The 20,001-nt window shown below is 32.3% G+C and carries 26 protein-coding genes; 19 read left to right on the plus strand and 7 right to left on the minus strand.

The genetic code is table 11. The features are described 5' to 3' along the window. The first annotated feature begins 252 nt into the window (after positions 1-252). From ACLUJM_RS01440 to ACLUJM_RS01450, 3 genes are all read left to right on the plus strand, one after another. Positions 253-444, plus strand: a complete 192-nt coding sequence (locus ACLUJM_RS01440) for a hypothetical protein (protein WP_094224053.1) — start codon at positions 253-255, stop codon at positions 442-444. A gap of 124 nt (positions 445-568) precedes the next feature. Then, on the plus strand, positions 569-844 hold the full coding sequence (locus ACLUJM_RS01445) for a hypothetical protein (RefSeq protein WP_412411981.1): 276 nt from the start codon (positions 569-571) through the stop codon (positions 842-844). Between the two features lie 73 nt (positions 845-917). Beyond that, positions 918-1,046: a hypothetical protein gene (locus ACLUJM_RS01450; RefSeq protein WP_412411983.1), complete on the plus strand. Its 129-nt coding sequence runs from the start codon at positions 918-920 to the stop codon at positions 1,044-1,046. Between the two features lie 107 nt (positions 1,047-1,153). Here the strand turns inward: ACLUJM_RS01450 and ACLUJM_RS01455 are convergent, their stop codons facing one another. The 3 genes from ACLUJM_RS01455 to ACLUJM_RS01465 form a co-directional block, all read right to left on the minus strand. Beyond that, entirely contained in the window at positions 1,154-1,831 is a 678-nt protein-coding gene (locus ACLUJM_RS01455; RefSeq protein ID WP_412411985.1) for a hypothetical protein, read from the minus strand. Positions 1,832-1,854: 23 nt separating this feature from the next. Then, positions 1,855-2,055 carry a hypothetical protein gene (locus ACLUJM_RS01460; RefSeq protein ID WP_002838993.1) on the minus strand — a complete coding sequence of 67 codons (201 nt, stop codon included), beginning with the start codon at positions 2,053-2,055 and terminating at the stop codon, positions 1,855-1,857. Between the two features lie 208 nt (positions 2,056-2,263). Further along, on the minus strand, positions 2,264-2,401 hold the full coding sequence (locus tag ACLUJM_RS01465; protein WP_294684500.1) for a hypothetical protein: 138 nt from the start codon (positions 2,399-2,401) through the stop codon (positions 2,264-2,266). Positions 2,402-2,908: 507 nt separating this feature from the next. Between ACLUJM_RS01465 and yqeC the strand changes: the two genes are divergently transcribed. From yqeC to ACLUJM_RS01525, 12 genes are all read left to right on the plus strand, one after another. After that, a complete protein-coding gene (gene yqeC, locus ACLUJM_RS01470; RefSeq protein ID WP_412411987.1) occupies positions 2,909-3,607 on the plus strand; it encodes a selenium cofactor biosynthesis protein YqeC in 699 nt (232 codons plus the stop codon). A gap of 9 nt (positions 3,608-3,616) precedes the next feature. Next, the gene (locus tag ACLUJM_RS01475) at positions 3,617-3,910 is read left to right on the plus strand and encodes a cupin domain-containing protein (protein ID WP_412411989.1); all 294 of its coding nucleotides are present in this window, start codon (positions 3,617-3,619) and stop codon (positions 3,908-3,910) included. 188 nt (positions 3,911-4,098) lie between these two features. Continuing rightward, positions 4,099-4,530, plus strand: coding sequence for a 50S ribosomal protein L13 (gene rplM, locus ACLUJM_RS01480; RefSeq protein WP_002838046.1), 432 nt, complete (start codon positions 4,099-4,101; stop codon positions 4,528-4,530). A gap of 11 nt (positions 4,531-4,541) precedes the next feature. Further along, positions 4,542-4,934, plus strand: coding sequence for a 30S ribosomal protein S9 (gene rpsI / locus ACLUJM_RS01485; protein ID WP_002838975.1), 393 nt, complete (start codon positions 4,542-4,544; stop codon positions 4,932-4,934). A 126-nt stretch (positions 4,935-5,060) separates the two neighbouring features. Then, positions 5,061-5,246 (plus strand): type II toxin-antitoxin system HicA family toxin, encoded by a 186-nt coding sequence (locus ACLUJM_RS01490; RefSeq protein WP_412411992.1) that lies wholly within the window; start codon positions 5,061-5,063, stop codon positions 5,244-5,246. Between the two features lie 32 nt (positions 5,247-5,278). After that, complete coding sequence (locus ACLUJM_RS01495; protein ID WP_412411994.1) at positions 5,279-5,716, plus strand: type II toxin-antitoxin system HicB family antitoxin; 438 nt, start codon at positions 5,279-5,281, stop codon at positions 5,714-5,716. 120 nt (positions 5,717-5,836) lie between these two features. After that, positions 5,837-6,316 (plus strand): 23S rRNA (pseudouridine(1915)-N(3))-methyltransferase RlmH, encoded by a 480-nt coding sequence (rlmH, locus tag ACLUJM_RS01500; RefSeq protein WP_002838033.1) that lies wholly within the window; start codon positions 5,837-5,839, stop codon positions 6,314-6,316. 7 nt (positions 6,317-6,323) lie between these two features. Continuing rightward, positions 6,324-7,547, plus strand: coding sequence for a CapA family protein (locus tag ACLUJM_RS01505; RefSeq protein ID WP_412411995.1), 1,224 nt, complete (start codon positions 6,324-6,326; stop codon positions 7,545-7,547). 2 nt (positions 7,548-7,549) lie between these two features. Beyond that, positions 7,550-8,632, plus strand: a complete 1,083-nt coding sequence (gene trpS, locus ACLUJM_RS01510; RefSeq protein WP_094206338.1) for a tryptophan--tRNA ligase — start codon at positions 7,550-7,552, stop codon at positions 8,630-8,632. Positions 8,633-8,973: 341 nt separating this feature from the next. Next, entirely contained in the window at positions 8,974-9,420 is a 447-nt protein-coding gene (locus ACLUJM_RS01515; RefSeq protein ID WP_094206337.1) for a hypothetical protein, read from the plus strand. A gap of 17 nt (positions 9,421-9,437) precedes the next feature. Beyond that, a complete protein-coding gene (gene mscL, locus ACLUJM_RS01520; protein ID WP_094206336.1) occupies positions 9,438-9,839 on the plus strand; it encodes a large conductance mechanosensitive channel protein MscL in 402 nt (133 codons plus the stop codon). Positions 9,840-9,928: 89 nt separating this feature from the next. Next, on the plus strand, positions 9,929-11,116 hold the full coding sequence (locus tag ACLUJM_RS01525) for a MalY/PatB family protein (RefSeq protein ID WP_278736178.1): 1,188 nt from the start codon (positions 9,929-9,931) through the stop codon (positions 11,114-11,116). Positions 11,117-11,163: 47 nt separating this feature from the next. On the opposite strand, the gene ACLUJM_RS01530 is transcribed toward ACLUJM_RS01525, so the two are convergent. After that, a complete protein-coding gene (locus tag ACLUJM_RS01530; RefSeq protein ID WP_412411997.1) occupies positions 11,164-12,135 on the minus strand; it encodes a hypothetical protein in 972 nt (323 codons plus the stop codon). Between the two features lie 188 nt (positions 12,136-12,323). On the opposite strand from ACLUJM_RS01530, the gene ACLUJM_RS01535 reads away from it, so the two are divergent. Further along, positions 12,324-13,013 carry a hypothetical protein gene (locus ACLUJM_RS01535; RefSeq protein ID WP_278736177.1) on the plus strand — a complete coding sequence of 230 codons (690 nt, stop codon included), beginning with the start codon at positions 12,324-12,326 and terminating at the stop codon, positions 13,011-13,013. 45 nt (positions 13,014-13,058) lie between these two features. Here ACLUJM_RS01535 and ACLUJM_RS01540 read toward each other — a convergent pair whose 3' ends face one another. Together ACLUJM_RS01540 and ACLUJM_RS01545 are read right to left on the minus strand one after the other, a co-directional pair. Continuing rightward, positions 13,059-14,498, minus strand: a complete 1,440-nt coding sequence (locus ACLUJM_RS01540) for an aminoacyl-histidine dipeptidase (protein ID WP_412411999.1) — start codon at positions 14,496-14,498, stop codon at positions 13,059-13,061. 58 nt (positions 14,499-14,556) lie between these two features. Next, entirely contained in the window at positions 14,557-15,936 is a 1,380-nt protein-coding gene (locus ACLUJM_RS01545) for a PLP-dependent aminotransferase family protein (protein ID WP_412412000.1), read from the minus strand. Between the two features lie 109 nt (positions 15,937-16,045). Here ACLUJM_RS01545 and pdxS point away from each other — a divergent pair, with 109 nt between their 5' ends. Further along, entirely contained in the window at positions 16,046-16,888 is an 843-nt protein-coding gene (pdxS, locus tag ACLUJM_RS01550) for a pyridoxal 5'-phosphate synthase lyase subunit PdxS (protein ID WP_412412001.1), read from the plus strand. Positions 16,889-16,943: 55 nt separating this feature from the next. On the opposite strand, the gene relB is transcribed toward pdxS, so the two are convergent. Further along, positions 16,944-17,165, minus strand: a complete 222-nt coding sequence (gene relB, locus ACLUJM_RS01555) for a type II toxin-antitoxin system RelB family antitoxin (RefSeq protein ID WP_353316591.1) — start codon at positions 17,163-17,165, stop codon at positions 16,944-16,946. 119 nt (positions 17,166-17,284) lie between these two features. On the opposite strand from relB, the gene ACLUJM_RS01560 reads away from it, so the two are divergent. Both ACLUJM_RS01560 and ACLUJM_RS01565 read left to right on the plus strand, forming a co-directional pair. Then, positions 17,285-18,709, plus strand: coding sequence for a TldD/PmbA family protein (locus ACLUJM_RS01560; protein ID WP_412412002.1), 1,425 nt, complete (start codon positions 17,285-17,287; stop codon positions 18,707-18,709). Then, positions 18,709-19,998 (plus strand): metallopeptidase TldD-related protein, encoded by a 1,290-nt coding sequence (locus ACLUJM_RS01565; protein ID WP_412412004.1) that lies wholly within the window; start codon positions 18,709-18,711, stop codon positions 19,996-19,998. Before ACLUJM_RS01560 ends, ACLUJM_RS01565 begins: the two co-directional genes overlap by 1 nt. The last annotated feature ends 3 nt before the right edge of the window (positions 19,999-20,001 follow it).

The raw sequence follows: 20,001 nt of genomic DNA on the forward strand, positions 1-20,001 counted from the left end.
TCGATTTTAAAGTCTTATTTAGGTATTTATTATAAATTATATCATTATTGTATAAAAAATACTGAAAATTTCTATACAATATAAAAGCGAAAAGGTGTTTAATAGTAATTTTACAAATCATCATCATAATATTGGATCTCTGGGAGATAAAAGATATAATATAATTATATTTCAGGTTATCGAATATTTACATAAAAGTTGGTACATGGTTTGTAAAAGAAAGTGAACATAAAAAAGAAAGGATTAATGGTTATGAAGTTTAAAACGCCAACTGTATATTATTATTGCCCAGACTATAAAAAGTATGTAAAACGTGAAGGTGGAATGTATTACTGCATAAAAGATGGTAAAGAAGTATTTAATGATTTCTATTCTAAAATTGATTTGGGGTCGATATATACCGAAGATATAACAAAGGAAGAATATTATGCTCAACTATCTTAGAGCTTTTTTTATTATGCTAAATGCGCATAAAGGACAAAAAGATAAAGGCGGACATGCTTACTTTTTACATCCATTAAGGGTTTCTAAGAAAATAAGTGATAGGCGATAAAAGATAGTTGCACTGTTGCACGATGTTTTAGAAGATTCTGACAAATATACAATTAATGATTTTGAATTTCTTGACTCTGAACAAAAAGATGCTTTGATTAAACTTACGCATCCAGAAAATGTAGCATACATGGATTATGTAAAAAATATAAAAAGTAATAGCATTGCAAGAAAAGTAAAACTAATGGATTTGGAAGATAATATGAATCTAAATAGGCTTGTTTACTTTACAGAAAAAGACTTTAAAAGAGTTGAAAAATACAAGAAAGCTAGAGATTATCTTTTATCATAAAATTAATAAAACCCCAAATATTAATAATCTAAGATGTTGAAAGTTAAAGAAATAGAATTGTTGGAGGAATAATATGCTCAACACACATGAAAATAACATTAAAGCCGAAAAAATGTTAGAAGAGTATTATAAAAAATATTTAGAAAAAAAGAAGAAAACAAAAAACAAAAAACAAAAAATCAAGCCTAAAAGGACAAAATAATTAATTTATTAAATGCAACTTCCTAACAGATGTTCTTAATAAAACACCCGTTTTTTTGAATAATCCAAAAAACGGAAAAAGACTGTGAGTTTTGGCGCTCACAGCCTTTATTTTTCGTGTTGTTTGATTATATTTTCTAATCTATTGTATTCTTTTTTGAATCTCGGGTTTGTGGATTTTGATTTCAATTTATTTAAGTTTTTTCGTGCTAACACAAAATCGTTGTCAAATATGTTTTTCATTATATACAATTGTTTGATGTTTTCGCCGTAATTTGGACTGTTTTCAAATTGTTTTAAAAGTTTTCCATGTGTTGTGAATATCTCATTAAACTTAATTTGATCGTTCAATTTGAAGTGGGCAATCATTGTGTTGAGCCAATATATCAATTGAAGGTCTTGATTTTTCAATTGGTCTTTTGCAATTGTTTCATAAGTTGACAATGTTTTATTTGGTTCATTAAGTTCCAAATATCCTGCTCCCAAATTCATTTTCATTACTGTTTGTATGTGTTTGTTTTTGATTTTGGGAATTTTAGGTTCTAATTCGTTGACGAAATCTTTGTATTTCATTTCTTCAAACAGTTTCATTGAATGTTTCAATTCGTTTGTTTTGTAGGAGTAATAAATTGTGGTGATTATTAAAATGACTGCCAAGACAACCCCACCGATTATCCAATAATATTTAAGCATAACTTTGTCGTCGATTTTGAAGACAAGGCTAATGATTAGCATGGCTATTCCGATTGCAAATGCTATGCCAAATAATTTTAGAAATTTTTTCATGTGTACCTCTGTTTTATTTTAATTTATTTGAAAATATCAAATATACTTTTTGTAGTTTTGTTATAAATCTTGTTATAAAGTGCTTTTTTGGGGTTTTTAAACCAACCAACTCCTTTTTTCCCGTAAGTTGGGTCAATTGCAGACTTTAGTTGTCTCTTGTACTTTGAAGTTGTTCTTGCTTTGAGTGATTTCTTCAAGCTTGGTGTTCTGAATCCTATTTTCATAATTGCCTTCCTTTATATATTATTTCTCTTATCTTTTGAACTATTTTTTGCATTTTTAATTTATAATTATATTACATAGTTTTAAAGTTAGTTTGTCAAGTCTATTTTCTATTTTTTAACTGCATGTAGTTGAGCGTCTGATTTTTTTATCCACTTGTTTTTTAACCATCTTTATAGTATAATCTTTATAAGTTAAAGGTAGTTAGAGCTATAATAGCTCTAACCTAATTAACAATTCAATCAAAATCAATATAGTTATTATTAACTCAATTATCGCCTTAATCAAGTTAATAATATTTTGATTATTTGATTTTGATTTTTTCGTTGTCTTTTTGTGCTTACGCATTCAACTCACCGCCTTTTAAAATATAGATTTGATGTGTGGTTGTGTGGATGCATTTCTTTAACTTATAACTTGGTAATACAATTTCGGAAATGTATTACCAAGTTTTTTTATTCTTTTTTTGCATGTGATGGTTTGTGTTATTTTTTATCCATTTGCTTTTTAACCATCTTTATAGTATAATTTATTTATGAAATCTTTAATCTTGTCCATGAGTCCACCTCCTAACTATTTTTGAATTTGTCGGGTGGCTCTGGATTATGGTTTTTTAGCTTACAATTATGTATAATTGTATTATCAATACTTTTTTTATTGTCCTTATTATGATTTTTCAGTGTTTATGCCGTTGATATGGCTTTATTTTTTTGCTTCCAAAAAGATATTCGAAGTACTTTACCTTTTACATTTAATTGATAATTGTTATTATATATCCATTATAAATCATTTATGCGGATTTTCAATTGGGTTTTGTATTTGAAAATTTTGTGAGATAATAAAAATGGTGATATTATGTTAGAGTTTATGAACTTAAATGATAAAAACATGATAGCTGTTCAAGGTGCTGGCGGGAAAACTTCGACTGTTTTTTTGCTTGCAAATGAGTTCAAATCAATGAATGAAGCATCTCTTGTGAGTACGACTACTAAAATGGGGATTGTGAGTGAGGATAAGTTTGATTATTTGTACACATTCAATGAGAAAACGAAAATTGTAGATGGCAAAATATACTTCACTTCCAAATCACGTACAGATACAAAAGAAATCGGATTTGAACCTGAATTTTTCGACAAAATTTTTCTTGATGGTTTGTTTTCCAATATAATTTTGGAAACGGATGGAGCAAAGACAAGAGCTATCAAAGCTCCTCGTGAAGATGAGCCTGTAAATCCTAAAAACATCACTCATTGTGTTGGTGTGATGGGACTTGATAGTGTGAACAAGCCTTTTGATGAAAGATTTTGCCACAGAAAAGAATATATGGAGAAAATTATTGGAAATCCCGAGATTTTGACAACAAAAAGCTACGCTGAAATCATCAATTCTAATTGTGGTCTGTTCAAAAATTCTTACGATGCGAAAAAATTTTTGATTTTGAATAAGGCAGATACAAAACTAGACATTGAAAATGCGATGGATATTATTGAGAGAATTGATGTAGATGTTAAGATTTTTGTGATGAGTTTTGGAAAAATTATAAAAATATACTAGGAGAATTTTATGAATTTACTTGAAGATTTGAATTTTGATGAGAATCATATTATTAAGGATATAATTGTTAGAAATGAAAAGTTTGACATTCACAGAATCCAATCGAAAAACGAAACATCAGGACCATATAATCAGGACTTTGACGAATTTGTTGTCATAATTAAGGGTGAGGCAATATTAAATGTCGAAGGAAAAGATGCAAGACTTAAAGAAATGGATACGTATTTTATTCCTAAAAATGTAGTTCACGAAGTAAAAAACACAAGTGATGAATGCGTGTGGCTGTGTTTTACGATAAAATAGTTGACAATTGAATCAAGAGAGTATATAATATTTTGGTATGTAAAAGGAGTCATTTCCTTTTATACAATACAGAAAGTCGCCGATGGCCGGGTGTGCGACGTGTCTAAATTCCCGGTGAGAAAACAATCGCTTTTTGGCAGCGATGTCCAAGTAGCCAAATATTGTAAATAAAGGAAAGGATGAATTGAATGAAAACTTATATACCTAAGAAAGATGACATCCAAAGAAAATGGTATGTAGTAGATGCAACAGATGTTGTTTTAGGTAGATTATCTACTGAAGTTGCTTCTATTTTAAGAGGAAAAAACAAACCAATGTTTACTCCTAATGCGGATGTTGGAGATTACGTAATTGTAATTAACGCAGAAAAAGTTAAATTAACAGGTAAGAAATTAGAACAAAAAGAATTAAGACATTACACAGGATACGCTGGTGGTCTTAAATCAATTACCTACAAAGACTTAATGCAAAAAGACCCAGAAAGAGCTGTAACTCATGCTATCGTTGGCATGCTTCCTCACAACTCTTTAGGACGTCAAATGGCTAAAAAATTAAGAGTTTACAGAGGCGCTGATCACGATCACATCGCTCAAAACCCTGAAGTTTTGGAAATTAAGTAGGAGGTAATTAAATGGCTAATAATAGATATCAAGGAACTGGTAGAAGAAAAACTTCTGTTGCTAGAGTTACTTTAGTACCAGGAAGTGGAAAATTCACAATTAACAAAAAAGATATAAGTGAATACTTTAACTTCGATACATTAAGAGTTATAGCTAAGGAAGCTTTGGAATTAACAAACAACGCTGAAAGCTATGATGTTACTGTTAATGTAAAAGGTGGCGGATACACTGGTCAAGCAGGTGCTATTAGACATGGTGTTGCTCGTGCTTTATTAGAAGTTGATCCAGACTACAGAGCTGAATTAAAAAGAGCAGGTTTCTTAACTAGAGATCCTCGTAAAAAGGAAAGAAAGAAATACGGTCTTAAAAAAGCTCGTAAATCTCCACAATTCAGTAAGAGATAGTTTTTTCGAAATTATTCCCACAGATTTTTGTCTGTGGGTTTTTTATTTGCGTAAAAAATTATTAGAAATATATTGATGCATCACGTATTAATACGTATAATAAAAGTGTCAGGAGGTAAAGTGCACATGCCGATGACTCAAAAAGAAATGGTCAAACTTCTGAAACAACATGGATTCGTTGAGGTAAAAAGTGAGGGCAAATGCTCACATATCAAAATGAAAAAGTCAGGAGTAAGATCAATTCCTGTTCCTAAAGGTGTATTGAAAAAAGGGACAGAAAGACAAATATTGAAGCAAGAGGGGCTATTATAGCCCGATACTTCAATATCTAATGGAGGTGTTTTATGTTAGTAAGTTATCCTGCATTGTTTTACAAAGAACCAGAAGGTGGATATTTTATTAATTTTCCTGATTTTGAGTATTCAGGAACGCAAGGAGAAGATATTTCAGATGCTTTGTTTATGGCTAGTGATTGGTTGGGAATTACTGTGTCAGGATATATCGAAGAAGGAATAGATCTGCCTAAAGTTAGTAACATTAATGATTTGTCACTTGAAGGAAATGATCCCTTCAGAGATGATCCTGAAATTGATTTAGAATACATTGAGAATGAATCGTTTATTTCGATGATTTTTGTAGATGTAGAAAAATATTTTGAAAACACTAAATTAGTAAAGAAAACTTTTTCCATACCAAAATGGGCGAACGATTTGGGTAACAGATTGAATTTGAATTTTTCAAAAGTTTTAACTGTTGCTATTGAAAATGAAGCTATAAAATAAATATTTTCAAAGGGCTATTCTTTATGATAGCCCTTTATTTTTTATTTGCTTAAAAAATTATTATTTTATACTCCTAATCAATATATGATATACTTATTAAGTAAAAAGGTTGTGATTATTTTGAATATCGATATTATTTCGGTGGGTAAGGTTAAGGAAAAATACATAAAACTAGGCATTGCTGAATTTTCGAAAAGATTATCTGCGCACTGCAAGCTAAACATAATTGAGGTTGATGATTTGAGTGCTGCAGAGAATTTGTCCGACAGCGAAAAGGAGATAGTGAAGGACAAGGAAGCGGAGAAAATCTTGTCGAAAATCAAGGACAATCACTACGTGATTACGCTTGAAATTTTGGGAAATCAACTTACTAGCGAAAAATTAGCCGCCAAGATTGAAAATTTAACTGTACAAGGTCATTCTAATATTTGTTTTGTTATCGGCGGATCTTTGGGACTTGGAAAAAGTGTACTTGACAGGAGTGATTATGCGCTTTCTTTTTCCAAGTTTACATTTCCACATCAACTGATGAGGTTGATTTTGTTGGAACAAATTTACCGAAGTTTCAGAATAATTAATAATTTACCATATCATAAGTGAGGATAAAATGAAGGGAAAAAAGACAACTGTTGCATTGGCTTTTCTTATAGTGATTTTAGTTGGTGTGATTGGCGTTAGATATTCAGAAATTTCTGGGAAATCTCCAATTCAAGCATCACAAAAAAGTTCTCAAGTGAAAAATGTGACAAAAGCAGAAGAAAAATCAAATAAAAAATCAGATAACGAAAAAGAGAATAAAAATCTTGAAAAGAAAGAGATAACCATAACTTGTTGGGGAGATTATATGAATCATATAACTCAAATTCGCCAAGCGAAAGCTACAAATTATGATTTTACGGATTCTTTTGCAGTTATCAAAGATATTGTGGGTAAGAGTGATTTATCCATAGTCAATTTGGAGACGACTATTGCGAAGGATGAATCAGACATGAGTGGTTATCCAGAATTTGCAACGCACGAAAATGTTGTAAAAGCTCTAAAAGATACAGGATTTGATGTGGTGAGCACTGCCAATAATCATTCTTACGATAGAAGACTAAAAGGGATTGACCACACAATTAATACAATTGAAAAATACGGTTTGAAAAGAACTGGAACGTTCAAGGAGAACGAATCGACCAATCCACTTATCATTGATGTGAAAGGGATAAAGGTTGGATTTTTTTCATATACACAAATGCTCAATGGATTTGAAAATTCTATGCTTAATTCTGGACGAGATACTGCGGTAAATTTAATAAATATGGAACAAATCCAAAAAGATGTGGATTATTTAAAGCAAAATCACGCAGATGTGATAATGTGCTACATGCATTGGGGAGAGGAATATTCTGATTATCCTAACTCTTATCAGAAAAACACGTTCAAGAAACTTTCAGATATGGGAGTTGACTTGGTGATAGGATCGCATCCGCACACAATACAAAATGCTGATGTTATTGAAAACGACGGCAAAAAATCATATTGTGTTTATTCAATGGGAAATCTAGTTTCAGATCAAAGAGAATCCTACGGACAATATTACGGTGTAGAGATTGGAGTGTACTCGGATATTAAAATTGAGAAAATTGGGGACAAGACAACTGTAAAAAGTTTCGAAAACAAGCCATACTATCTAGACAAATACACAGATAGTGTGACTACAAGATATGTCGTAGTTCCAGTTAAACAAGTCCTTAATTCAGAGATAAATTATCCAAGAAAAGACAAAATAATATCCAAATTGAACAGAGCAAATCAACATTACGAGAAAATTTTTAACAAGGAGTAAAAATGGGAAATATAATACTTACAGGTGACAGACCAACAGGAAAATTACATTTGGGTCATTACGTAGGCTCATTAAAAAACAGAGTTATCATGCAAAACAAAGGGGATTTCGACAAGATGTATGTCATGATTGCCGACGCGCAAGCTTTGACTGACAATTTTAACAATCCAGACAAAGTCCGTGACAATATCATTGAAGTTGCGCTTGATTATCTAAGTTGTGGGATTGATCCTAATAAAGTTACGATATTCGTGCAATCACACGTTGAACAACTAACAGAATTGATGTTTTATTATATGAACTTAGTTACACTTTCAAGACTCGAAAGAAATCCTACAGTTAAAGCAGAAATCAAACAAAAAGAATTTGGAGCGAGCATTCCTGTTGGATTTTTGACTTATCCAATCAGCCAAGCAGCTGATATCACGCTTTTCAATGCAAATATAGTTCCTGTTGGAGAAGACCAGCTTCCAATGTTGGAACAAACACGTGAAATTGTCAGAACATTTAACAATTATTACTCAGAAGTTTTGGTTGAACCAAAAGCTGTAATTCCTGACAATAAAATCTGTTCCAGACTTCCAGGATTAGATGGCAAAGCGAAAATGAGTAAATCATTGGGTAACTGTATTTATTTGTCGGATTCTGAAAAAGATGTCAAATCAAAAGTAATGAGTATGTTCACAGATCCTAACCACATTCAAATTACAGATCCTGGAAAAGTTGAAGGAAATACAGTGTTCACTTATTTGGACGCTTTCTGTACAGACGATGATTTCTCAGAATTTCTTCCAGATTACAAAAATTTGGACGAATTAAAAGATCATTACAGACGTGGTGGACTTGGCGATGTCAAAATCAAAAAATTCTTGAACAATATTTTGCAAAAAGAATTATCTCCAATCAGAGAAAAAAGAAAACACTACGAACAAAACATTCCAGAAATCTTCGATATGTTGTTAAAAGGATCAGAAGATGCCAGAGAAGTTGGAGCAGAAACTTTGAAGAAAGTAAAAGCTGCAATGGGAATCAACTACTTTGAAGATGTGGAATTGATTAATAAACAACAACAAAAATACAAATAAATGAGAAATCAATCACGTCAGTGGTTGATTATGGATAGCAAACCATCATATACGAATATCTAGACTTCAAAAATTGATGATTTCTAAATCTCAAAATCCTAAAATCGCAAGCACGCTGAAGCTTACGCAGTCCGATTTTGACGGATTTATTCGATTTGAAATCTTGACAATTTTTTCCGTATGATATTCTTAGCATGAAAGGTTTGCTATATTTTTTATATATGTCAATCACTTCGGTGGTTGATTTTTGCTTGATTAATAAAATATAAATTTTATTTGATTTTTCATTTGCTTAAAATTATTATTTAAGGGTATAAATAATAAAGGAAAGGAAGATTATTATGTTAAGAGCAAAAGTAGGATCTAGATTATATAATATAAACGAAGCTATTAAGCTTGGAGAAATTGCGATAGCTAGCTTGAATGAGGTGCAATCTTATTTGGGTACAGCATCAGGATGGGGAATTTTCGATATTTTCAAGGGTAAGACTATTACTACTATGATTAAAAGATCGAATTTAAAAAAGGCGAAGAATCAAGCGAAGAAGGCTGATTTGGCGATTAGAAAGTTCAATAATATTATGATTGATTTGGACAAGAAACCAAGTGTTGGTTTCAGATACAAGAACACGTTTTTCTTGGCGGATTATTTTGATAATAAGCTTTTTGACTCTGTAATTCAAATGCAAATTCTCAATAACAAGAGAAATTGCGACGCTGCTATTAAGCAATTGAAAAAAGAAGTGTATAATTTACAAAAGGAAAAAATGAATTTAATGAATGAATAGATTTTATAGGGGGTATTATGTTCAAAGAGTTTAAGAAATTCATTACTGAAGGTAATGTAATGGATTTGGCAGTTGCCGTTATCATGGGTGCTGCTGTTAAGGAAATGGTAGATGGACTTATTAATGGACTTATAGCACCTTTGATTGGGGCTGCAACTGCAGGAATTGATATGAAAGAAATGGCAGCAACTGTTGCAGGAGTTAAGTTACAATACGGTTTGTTCTTGGATGCTTTGGTTAAATTTATTATAATTGCATTCGTAGTTTTCTTGATGGTTAAAGCTATCAATAAAGGTCGCGATGCTTTGCATAAAGAACCGGAAGCTGATCCAACAACAAAAACTTGCCCATATTGCAAGAGTGAAATCGACATTACTGCTACAAGATGTCCACATTGTACATCTGAATTAACAGAATAATTTGACATAAAAGGGGATTGTATCCTCTTTTTTTGTTGTCTTGTGTTATACTGAAAAAGGAATGATTAATTTATAATAAGGAGATTATGATGAAATACGATTTTGAAACGATTAGTGACAGAAACGAAATGGGATCTAGAAAATGGGCTGTAAGAAGCGAACAATTTCCGAATATGAAAAAAGATGTAGTTCCATTTAGCGTTGCAGATATGGAATTCAAAAACGCACCAGAAATTATCGAAGGTTTGAAAAAACGCTTAGATAATTTGGTTTTGGGATATTGCTCTCCTACAGACAGATTTTACAATAGCATCATAAATTGGGACAAGAAACGCCACAATGCAGATATAAAAAAAGAATGGATTGTCGAAGTTCCAACTGTTGTAGATGGATTTTTTGCTGCAGTAAGTGCTTTCACTAAAAAAGGCGATTCTGTAATGATTATGAGACCAGTGTATGGTCCATTCAGATTTGCCATTGAATTTAATGAAAGAGTTATGACAGATGTTCCTTTGATTTCAGACCAACGCAACAATTATTCAATTGATTTTGAAAAATTTGAATCAGAATGTAAAAAGTCTGAAAACAAAATGGTTATTCTTTGTAATCCTCATAATCCGGGTGGAATTTTGTGGAGCAAGGATGATTTGGAAAAAGTAATCAAGATTGCGAATGATAATGATGTGATTGTTGTGGTTGATGAGATTTGGCAAGATATTGTTATGCCGGGAAACACTCACACATCTGTGCTTTCTTTGGATAGAAAATTAATCGAAAAAACAGTTGTGTGTCAATCTTCTACAAAAGCTTTTAACTTGGCAGGACTTTGCTGTGGATATACAATTATTTCCGATTCCGAAATGATGGCTCAATACAAGAAGACTTTGGATATTATGAGAAGCAACGCTGTCAATGTTATGGGACTTGAAGCTACACAATTGGCTTTTGACGAAGCTGAAGACTGGCTTGACGAATTAATCAATGTTATAGATACTAACCAAAAAATCGTCTACGATTTCTTCCAAGAAAAATACCCTAAAATCATAGTAAATCACCTTCAAGCAACTTATGTTATGTGGATGGATTTCAGATGTTTAGGATTGAACAGCGACGATTTGCTTAAAACATTGGGTGAAAAAGCTGATTTGGTATTCACTGACGGAAGATTTTTCGGAGAATGCGATGGATTTGTACGATTTAACGTTGCAGCTCCTACAAAAGTCGTAAAAGACGCATTAGTTAGATTGGATAATTTACTACAAGAATTATACAAATAAACACAAAAATCCCGAAACTCGTTTGAATTTCGGGATTTTTTTAATTTCTATTTTACATTCAAAAATTGTTGCATAAATTCGAAAGGACCATTATCCACTTGAACTTTTGGATTATTAATTGATGTGTCTTCTTTTGAAGTTAGTGAGATGTTAATGCTTTCTGTATCTTTTGATTTTGGAGTTGATTTTAAGCTAACATCGTATGATTTGTCCTTGAATTCAAATGTTAAATTGAACTTATCGTCTTTGTTAGTTGTCTTTAATGTGTTCATTTTTTCTTCGAATTCTTTTTTAGATTGGTCTGATTTTAAATTATTTTCAATTTCTTGGATTTTTTGTTGTTCTTGGTCTGTAAGGTCACTTCCCTTGGCAAGTTTGGCGTATTCTTTGAAGTTTTTCAATAAAGTTTTTCTTGAATATTCCATGACTTTTGCCCATTGTTCGCCAGTCAAATTCACAGAGTATTTGTGGTTGCCATCTTCTTTAACAGTTAATTCCTTGTTGTCGATTACAAAGTCTTTTGCGATTCTAACTTGGAATTTTGTATTTGATGATAAAAGTGGCATGAACACAGTGAAATCTCTTACAGTTGTCGCTTGGAAATTTTGCTCAGTTAATTTTTGCAAAATTTGTGTAACATTGAAGTACAAGTTTTTTTGAATCAAAGCTTCCTTCATTTTTGGTGGAAGATTGTTAGCAAATGCATCGTAATTCAAGTACGCTTTTCCATCTTGGATTGCAAAGTGAAGTTCACCCAAGTTGTTTCCTTGACCAGCTAATTGAGCTACATCGCTTGTAACAGTTGCCATTGCAACTCCTGTTGTTTTGTCTTGTGTTGCTTTGACTTTGATTTCTTTTAGCTTGGAAGTTTCATTCTTGAATTCATAAGATTGGTTCTTCCATTCAGTTGTTTTTCTAAAATCGTTTAATAGGCTTACTTTTTCTTTTGCTTGAGAGCAAGCGCTTAAAGTTATTACCATAAGTAGTGATAATAACACTAATGTAAATTTCTTTTTCATAAATTCCCCCTGACAATAATATTATAACAGATTTCGGCAAATGATTTTGAACAAATCACAATTGTAGACTTATTGTAACCTAATGTTGAATTTTGAAATATAAATGACAAATAAATAGTTGACAAGTAGAAATCGTTTAACTAAAATAAAATTGAAGTGATAATTATGAAAAAATATTAGAGGTTCATATGACTATAGGTAAATTAAGAAAAACAATCACACTTGTTATTATGATGTTGTTACTTTTATCGTCTTGTCAAAAAAATAAAATTAAAAACGACGAGCAAAAAGCAAATCAAAACGAGACAGTAAAAGTAGATGTTGACGAAAAGGATAAAGCTAATATAAATGAAACTGTAAAAATGTTTTTTACGCAAAAATATTACAAGTTGGAAAAAGATACAAATAAAATTAGATTGAGTGAAAGTCTTGAAAAATTTTTAGCTAAAAAACCAGATTATAAGTATTATGAATTATCCGAGTTGAAAATATTGGATACGTATGAAAGTAAAGACAAAATTTTAGTTTTAGTGAAGACATGGATTTCTACTAAGGATAAGAAATCTGGAGAAGGCGTGATAATGAGAATTTTAATATCTAAGGATAAGAATACGTATGTCGTAGAAAATGAAGTTGCTGAGGATATGATAGAATCAGAAAATTATCAAACAAAATTATCCAAAAAAGATATAAAAAATTACATTAAAAAATCATCGGTAATGAATGGAGACAATTTATCGGATTCAGAGATAGATAAGAATATAAAAGATTTTGATGTGTACGATTTTTACTCATATATTGGAATGTTTGAAGTTCAAAAAAGTAAAGAAACTAATGAAGATTTAATTTATGTTTTAGAAAATCACGAATACAAATAATTTAAAAAGGAAAGTTCATCAAAAAGAACTTTCCTTAATTTTTTGTTATTTTAATTTTTCTAATAATTTTAATGTGTAATCGTACATTCTTTGAGTAGATTCAATTCCCAAATGTTCTAATGGAGTGTGAGCACCAATGATATCTGGACCGAAACTAATCATATCGCAATCAGGAAGTACGCCTTTTAACAAACCACATTCCAAACCAGCGTGGATTGCCGTTACATTAGCTTTGTTGCCAGTCATTTCTTCGTACAATGCTGGAGCAACTTTTGCCAATTCTCCATCAGTGTTGAATTCCCAAGCTGGGTATTCTTTTTCGATAACAGTAGTTCCGTGAGTCAAATAAGCTAATGATTTGATTTTGTCGAACATATTGTGAAGTTCGCTTTCTACAGAACTTCTTACACAACAAGTAACCTTGATTTTTTCGTCGTCTGCTTCAACAATACCAACGTTAGAACTTGTTTGAACTAAACCTTCGATGTCTTGTGAAGTTGAGATAACATCGTTGATTAACAAATACAAGAATTTAACGATTGATTGTGAAGTTTCTTTTGAATAAGAAAATTCTGTTTTTTCTGTTTCTTTAATATTCAAAACCAAGTTAGGGTCAGTTTTTCTACCTTCGTGACGAACATATTCACCAATTTCGTTTAAAATATTCATCGCTTTATCCAAATCATCAACAGTGATAATAGCGTGAGCATTCTTAGCGATGGCGTTGTGTTTTGAACCACCGGAGATTTCTTGCAATCTAAAATCCATTTCCAAAGCAACTTTGTTCAAAAGTCTAGCCATAACTTTGATAGCATTTTTGTTTTGTTTTTGGATTTCAAGACCAGAGTGACCACCATTCAAACCAGAAAGAGAAATTTCGATAGCTTTTGACAAACCTTCTGATTTTTCACTTTTAAAAGTAGTGATAGCATTTGCTCCACCAGAACAGCTTACAATGAAGTCTCCTTCAGTTTCAGTGTCGATATTTAACAAGCGAGTTCCGCTTAAATGTTCAGCAGTCACACCATTTGCTCCGTCCATTCCACGTTCTTCATCAATTGTTACAAGAACTTCCAATTTTGGATGAGCAACATCATCAGAATCCAAAATAGCTAAGCAAAACGCAACAGCGATTCCGTCATCTGCGCCTAAAGTTGTGTTATTTGCATAAACATATCCGTCCTTAACGTGCATTGAAATAGGATCTTTTAAGAAATCGTGGTCTGAATCATCAGTTTTTTCGCAAACCATATCCATGTGTCCTTGCAAAATAACAGGTTCTGAATTTTCGTAACCTTCTGTAGCATCTTTTTTGATAATAACATTGTTAAGAGAATCTTGGTACACTTCCAATCCTCTTTCCTTTGCAAAGCTAACTAAAAAATCTGAAACAGCTTTTTCATTTCCTGAACCACGAGGAATATCGTTTAATTGTTTGAACCAATAAAACACTTTTTTTGGTTCTAAATCTTCATATTTTTGCATGAGTAACCTCCTATATATATTCTTACTTTATTATAACTCTTTTACATTATTTTGTAATCTAATTGACAAGATTATTTACAACATTTACGATAATATCCATACCATTAGAAATATCATCGTAGCTCATCTTCGCAAACCCAACCAAAAACACATTAGTATTCATATTTTTATCCAAATAAAAATCATCGATAGGAATCACATACACTGATTTTTCCCTCAAAGTTTTCAAAAAAACATCACTATCAATCCTCTTATCTACCTTGATTACGACAGAAGTTCCACAATCAGTTTTCTCAAAATCAATGAATTTGCAGCCGTTAATTTTTGAAAAAATAATCTCGTATTTTTTTGCGTACACCTTCTTCATCTGATTGATCTGCTTTTCAAAATCTCCACTGTCGATAAACTTGGACAACGCAGATTGAACGAAAATCGACACAGGACACCTCTCAGATTTTAATACAGAATAAAATTTATTCATCAAATTTTTAGGCAAAACCATAAAACTCACACGCATCGCAGGGGTTACTGTACGTGAAAAATTCCCGATGTAAATCACCTTATCATTCACATCCAAAGTCTTCAGTGGAGCGATAGGACGAAGCTTGTATTTGAATTCTGCATCGTAGTCATCCTCAATTATGTAGCGATTATTTTCTTCGTAAGCCCAATTCAACAGATCAATCCTTTTATTAATCGGCATAATCGCAGAAGTAGGAAACTGATGAGAAGGAGTCACACTTACAACATTTGCATCTGTTTGTTTCAGGAAATCTATGTCAATCCCATCCTCATTCACATTAATCGGCGTACTTTTGAAATTATTGTAGAAACCAATTCCGTGATACGCATATCCAGGATTTTCGAAACCAAAAACGGGATTGTTAAGAAGATTTTTAATCAAAATCAACAACTCGTTGCTGCCGGAACTCACGACGATTTGATTGGGATTCACGATAATTTCTCTGAAATCTTTCAAATAATTTGAAATAGAACATCTTAAAGAAAATAATCCCAAACCATCGACTTTTCCTAAAATAGCATCATCATCTTCATTAATTGAATCCCTGAAAGCCTTTCTGATTTGCTTGTATTTAAAGCAAGATTTATCCACACCTGAAAATGAAAAATCATACAGGTAAGAATTCTTTTCTTCAACAATCATATCCTCATCATCAAAGTTTGCATCGTTTTGCAAAATATGACCAGATTTTTCTACAAAAAAACCACTTCTCTCACTCGAACGAATGTAGCCTTCTTTTTCCAATTGATAATAGGCATTGGACACAGTGTTTATCGAAATATTCAGCTCATTAGATAATTTTCTAATAGAAGGAAGCTTGTCATTAGTCTTCAATTGTTTCGTGTTAATTTTTTCTTTTATAGAATCGTAAATTTGATTATACAAATAATCTTTGTCGTTTAAATTTATGAACATAAAATCCTCCGTTGGATTAAGTATAACATATCTGTACCCATAAAATTATTTTATTTTGCTACTATAATTAGATGCAATTTGCATGTATTATAAAGGCGAGGTGATTTTAATGGATATAAATGAAAAATTAAAGGGCGGAGTAATAATGGATGTAATCAATGCTGAACAAGCAAAGATTGCAGAAGCAGCAGGAGCAGTAAGTGTAATGGCACTTGAAAGAGTTCCTGCAGATATTAGAGCTGCTGGAGGAGTTAGCAGAATGAGCGACCCTAAAATGATTGAAGAAATCATGAAAGCTGTCAAAATTCCAGTGATGGCAAAAGTTAGAATTGGTCATTTTGTTGAAGCGCAAATTTTGGAATCTTTGGGAATTGATTACATTGACGAATCAGAAGTTTTATCTCCGGCAGATGACAAATATCATATCGACAAATCAAAATTTAACACTCCTTTTGTTTGTGGAGCGAGAAATTTATCGGAAGCTTTACGAAGAATCAAAGAGGGAGCTAAGATGATTAGAACAAAAGGTGAAGCTGGAACGGGAGATGTTGTTCAAGCTGTTACACATTTGAGACAAATCATGGGCGAAATTTCATTGGTGAAGTCTTTGAAGGAAGATGAATTATACGACAAAGCAAAAGAAATGGGAGTTTGCTTTGAATTATTGAAATACGTTCACGAAAATGGAAAATTACCTGTACTTAATTTTTCTGCAGGTGGAGTTGCAACTCCTGCTGATGCGGCGTTGATGAGACAATTGGGAGCTGAAGGTGTGTTTGTTGGTAGTGGAATTTTCAAAAGTGGAAATCCTGAAAAACGTGCCAAAGCTATCGTAAAAGCTGTAGAAAATTACAACAATCCTGATGTATTGCTTGAAGTGAGCAAAGATTTGGGAGAAGCAATGGTTGGAATTAATCCAGATGAGATAAAAGTCATCATGGCTAATAGATAAAACGAAATAAACTAAACAATGGCTACCTGAAAATTGGTAGCCATTTTTTGGTTTATTACAAGTCTAAACTTTTCCATAATTCAGAAATTGGTTTGCTATTTTTTTCATCTTTTAGATAATCTTCATAAGCTTTTTCGGCTAAGATTGTGTCGTATTCATCTTCAATTTTTTCGAATAAAGCATTTTTAAAAGCATCTTCCAAATTCATCGAATGATTTTTCGCATAATTTTTCGCGAGAATCATTTCTTCTTGAGTTAATTGAATATTAGTTTTCATTAGGTTACACTCCTTTATACATATTTTACTTCAATATCTAAATTTATGATATCATTTTCTTTAAATTCATTGTAATAGGTAGAAGTATTTACTATAATTATTAATGAAAGGGGTAGAACATGAAAAAACTAACTACATCAAAATTTTTATTAGATAATAAATCTAAATTACAAGAAATTATAAAAAATTTGGAAACTGATTTCAAATACGTTTCTATTTTGGGTTGCGATGTTGATGGGGCAAGTTATTCTGTGACTACATCAGCAATTTCATTAAATCCATCTCCTGATTACCAAAGAGGATTTGTAATCAGAGTGTACACTGATTTGGGATTTAGTGAGTATTCATTTAACGAAGTAAATGTAGATGAAGTTTGCGAAAATGTCCGCAAAATCGCACTTGAAGATCGTAAAAAAATCGTCGAAGGCTTGGACAGAGTAACTTACGACAGACTTCCAAATGATGAGGAAATTACAAAAGAAAGAATCACTGAAGTTGAAAACTTACCAGAACAAGATAATCCAGAAAAAATTATCACTACTTTGCAAAAAATTCACGACGAAGTTAAAGCGAAATACGAAAAAATCGTTCAACTTTCTTTGAGATTGAATATTACGCAAGTTAATAAAATTTTCTTATCTAAAAATAAAGATTTGTACCAATCTTACGCTTATTCAACAGGATTTGCAATGGCAGCAGCAACTGATGGAAAAAATACTAAAATAGATTTCATTTCTAGTTCTGGATTGTGTGGAAGTGAATTGATTTCTGAATTCGAAAAAGCAGCGGATGATGCTTGCAGAAGAACTGAAGAATTACTTACAGCAGACAGAGTTGTTCCTGGAGAATACGACATAATTTGCGATCCTGATTTTACAGGATTAATCGCTCACGAAGCTTTCGGTCATGGGGCTGAAATGGATATGTATGTAAAAGAACGTGCAAAAGGAAAAGAATACCAAGACAAGAGAGTTGCAAGTGACAAGATAATCATGCACGACGGTGCGACTGCCTTCGATGAAGTGTCAAGCTATTTGTTCGATGACGAAGGAAATTTGGGAAGAGATACTGTGATTATCGACAAGGGAATTTTGCGTCATGGAATGTGCGACGAATTGTCTGCGATTTTGTTGGGACAAGAATCCACAGGAAACGGCAAGAGAGAATCTTTCAAGAGAAAAGCTTACACTCGTATGACTAACACTTTCTTTGAAGAAGGAGAAGATTCCGTTGAAGATATGATTAAATCAGTTGACAAAGGATATTTGTTGGAAGGTTTCTCATCTGGAATGGAAGATCCAAAAAACTGGGGAATTCAATGCGTTGCAATGAAAGGCCGTGAAATCATAGATGGCAAATTAACTGGCAAAATCGTAAGCCCAGTTTATTTGACAGGATATGTTCCAGATTTATTGCAATCAATCACACAAGTTTCCAACGGACTTGTACTTTCTGGTGGAGGATATTGTGGAAAAGGCTGGAAAGAATGGGTTAAGACATCGACTGGTGGATCATACATTAAGGCAAAGGGGATTTTAAGTTAATGGAAAGATTAATAAATATATTAAAACAAAACGAAAAAATTACCGACTGGATAGTTGTCAACACTGTGTCCAAATCCAACGAAGTATTTTTGATAAAAGACGAAGTAGACATGAACAGAAGTTGCGTGACTAATGAAACATCTGTGAGGGTGTTCGTGGATTTTGAAGAAAACGGCGACAAATTCAAAGGTGACAGCACAGTTGTGTTGAACTTAAGTGACAGTGACGATGAAATCAAAGAAAAAATCGACAGAACTGCTTTTGCAGCGAAGTTTGTCAAGAACAAATACTACGAACTTCCAGAAAAAGAAGAAGGCTATGCTACATTAAAAGACATCAAAGTGTGCGAAGATTTGACAGATAATTTCAAAAAAGTACACGATGTTATCTACAAAGATTACGGCTACCAATCAAAAGTAAATTCCTGCGAAATTTTCGCCTACGAAAACCACAAGCATGTGGTTACATCAAAGGGCGTGGATGTAGAATATCCATCTAACAAGTTTACGTTTGAAATCGTAACTGATTGCAACGTTGGTGATGAACCTGTTGAAATATTCAACGGATATGATTTGACAAGTATTGATTATTCCAAAATCGAAGAAATCGTCGACAAACAACTTTTGGAAACTGAAAAAAGATCCAGCGCCGTTAGAAATGAAAAAATGGAAAATATGAGAGTTATTTTATCAAACGAAGCTGTTGAAGAATTCTTGTATTACTATTACGACCAAGCGAGAGATGCCATGATTTATCAACAAATCAGCTCTGCTAAATTAGGCGAGAGATTTTTCGGAGATAATCCAAAAGTAAACTTCAACATGAAAATCAATCCAACATTGGAGACATCAATCAACAAAAGACCTGTCGATTCAGAAGGTAAAAAACTTGTAGAATATGATTTGTACAAAAATGGCGTCGTAGAAAACTTGGTTACTAACGCAAAGTATAGTTATTATTTGAACGTAAAAAATATGGGACAATCACCAGTTTTCGAAGTGAGTGGTGGAGATATTTCTGTCGAAGAATTGAAATCACAAGATTACATTGAAGTGTTGGCGTTCTCGTCATTCTTGATGGATAGTGCTACGGGAGATTTCGGTGGAGAATTCAGACTTGCAAGACTTGTAAAAGATGGCGTGGAATCATTCATAACAGGTGGTTCAATTTCATTAAATGTAAAAGAAGTTCAAGATTCTATGATTTTCTCAAAAGAATTGAAATCTCGCAAAAACAGCTTAGCACCAGCAGTTATTGCGTTTGATAATGTGACTATTGCAGGAAAATAAGGA

Source organism: Finegoldia sp., from assembly GCF_046991905.1.
Lineage (GTDB): Bacteria > Bacillota > Clostridia > Tissierellales > Peptoniphilaceae > Finegoldia.

What these genes read in the sequence shown, in the direction of transcription:
- rpsI (WP_002838975.1), top strand. Translation starts at nt 4,542, where the DNA reads ATGGCTAATAATAGATATCAAGGAACTGGTAGAAGAAAAACTTCTGTT.
- ACLUJM_RS01475 (WP_412411989.1), top strand. Translation starts at nt 3,617, where the DNA reads ATGAATTTACTTGAAGATTTGAATTTTGATGAGAATCATATTATTAAG.
- rplM (WP_002838046.1), top strand. Translation starts at nt 4,099, where the DNA reads ATGAAAACTTATATACCTAAGAAAGATGACATCCAAAGAAAATGGTAT.
- ACLUJM_RS01465 (WP_294684500.1), bottom strand. Translation starts at nt 2,401, where the DNA reads ATGCGTAAGCACAAAAAGACAACGAAAAAATCAAAATCAAATAATCAA.
- yqeC (WP_412411987.1), top strand. Translation starts at nt 2,909, where the DNA reads ATGTTAGAGTTTATGAACTTAAATGATAAAAACATGATAGCTGTTCAA.
- ACLUJM_RS01535 (WP_278736177.1), top strand. Translation starts at nt 12,324, where the DNA reads ATGACTATAGGTAAATTAAGAAAAACAATCACACTTGTTATTATGATG.
- ACLUJM_RS01525 (WP_278736178.1), top strand. Translation starts at nt 9,929, where the DNA reads ATGAAATACGATTTTGAAACGATTAGTGACAGAAACGAAATGGGATCT.
- ACLUJM_RS01460 (WP_002838993.1), bottom strand. Translation starts at nt 2,055, where the DNA reads ATGAAAATAGGATTCAGAACACCAAGCTTGAAGAAATCACTCAAAGCA.
- ACLUJM_RS01540 (WP_412411999.1), bottom strand. Translation starts at nt 14,498, where the DNA reads ATGCAAAAATATGAAGATTTAGAACCAAAAAAAGTGTTTTATTGGTTC.
- relB (WP_353316591.1), bottom strand. Translation starts at nt 17,165, where the DNA reads ATGAAAACTAATATTCAATTAACTCAAGAAGAAATGATTCTCGCGAAA.
- ACLUJM_RS01560 (WP_412412002.1), top strand. Translation starts at nt 17,285, where the DNA reads ATGAAAAAACTAACTACATCAAAATTTTTATTAGATAATAAATCTAAA.
- ACLUJM_RS01530 (WP_412411997.1), bottom strand. Translation starts at nt 12,135, where the DNA reads ATGAAAAAGAAATTTACATTAGTGTTATTATCACTACTTATGGTAATA.
- ACLUJM_RS01455 (WP_412411985.1), bottom strand. Translation starts at nt 1,831, where the DNA reads ATGAAAAAATTTCTAAAATTATTTGGCATAGCATTTGCAATCGGAATA.
- ACLUJM_RS01495 (WP_412411994.1), top strand. Translation starts at nt 5,279, where the DNA reads ATGTTAGTAAGTTATCCTGCATTGTTTTACAAAGAACCAGAAGGTGGA.
- ACLUJM_RS01440 (WP_094224053.1), top strand. Translation starts at nt 253, where the DNA reads ATGAAGTTTAAAACGCCAACTGTATATTATTATTGCCCAGACTATAAA.
- ACLUJM_RS01450 (WP_412411983.1), top strand. Translation starts at nt 918, where the DNA reads ATGCTCAACACACATGAAAATAACATTAAAGCCGAAAAAATGTTAGAA.
- ACLUJM_RS01505 (WP_412411995.1), top strand. Translation starts at nt 6,324, where the DNA reads ATGAAGGGAAAAAAGACAACTGTTGCATTGGCTTTTCTTATAGTGATT.
- ACLUJM_RS01565 (WP_412412004.1), top strand. Translation starts at nt 18,709, where the DNA reads ATGGAAAGATTAATAAATATATTAAAACAAAACGAAAAAATTACCGAC.
- ACLUJM_RS01545 (WP_412412000.1), bottom strand. Translation starts at nt 15,936, where the DNA reads ATGTTCATAAATTTAAACGACAAAGATTATTTGTATAATCAAATTTAC.
- mscL (WP_094206336.1), top strand. Translation starts at nt 9,438, where the DNA reads ATGTTCAAAGAGTTTAAGAAATTCATTACTGAAGGTAATGTAATGGAT.
- pdxS (WP_412412001.1), top strand. Translation starts at nt 16,046, where the DNA reads ATGGATATAAATGAAAAATTAAAGGGCGGAGTAATAATGGATGTAATC.
- ACLUJM_RS01490 (WP_412411992.1), top strand. Translation starts at nt 5,061, where the DNA reads ATGCCGATGACTCAAAAAGAAATGGTCAAACTTCTGAAACAACATGGA.
- ACLUJM_RS01515 (WP_094206337.1), top strand. Translation starts at nt 8,974, where the DNA reads ATGTTAAGAGCAAAAGTAGGATCTAGATTATATAATATAAACGAAGCT.
- trpS (WP_094206338.1), top strand. Translation starts at nt 7,550, where the DNA reads ATGGGAAATATAATACTTACAGGTGACAGACCAACAGGAAAATTACAT.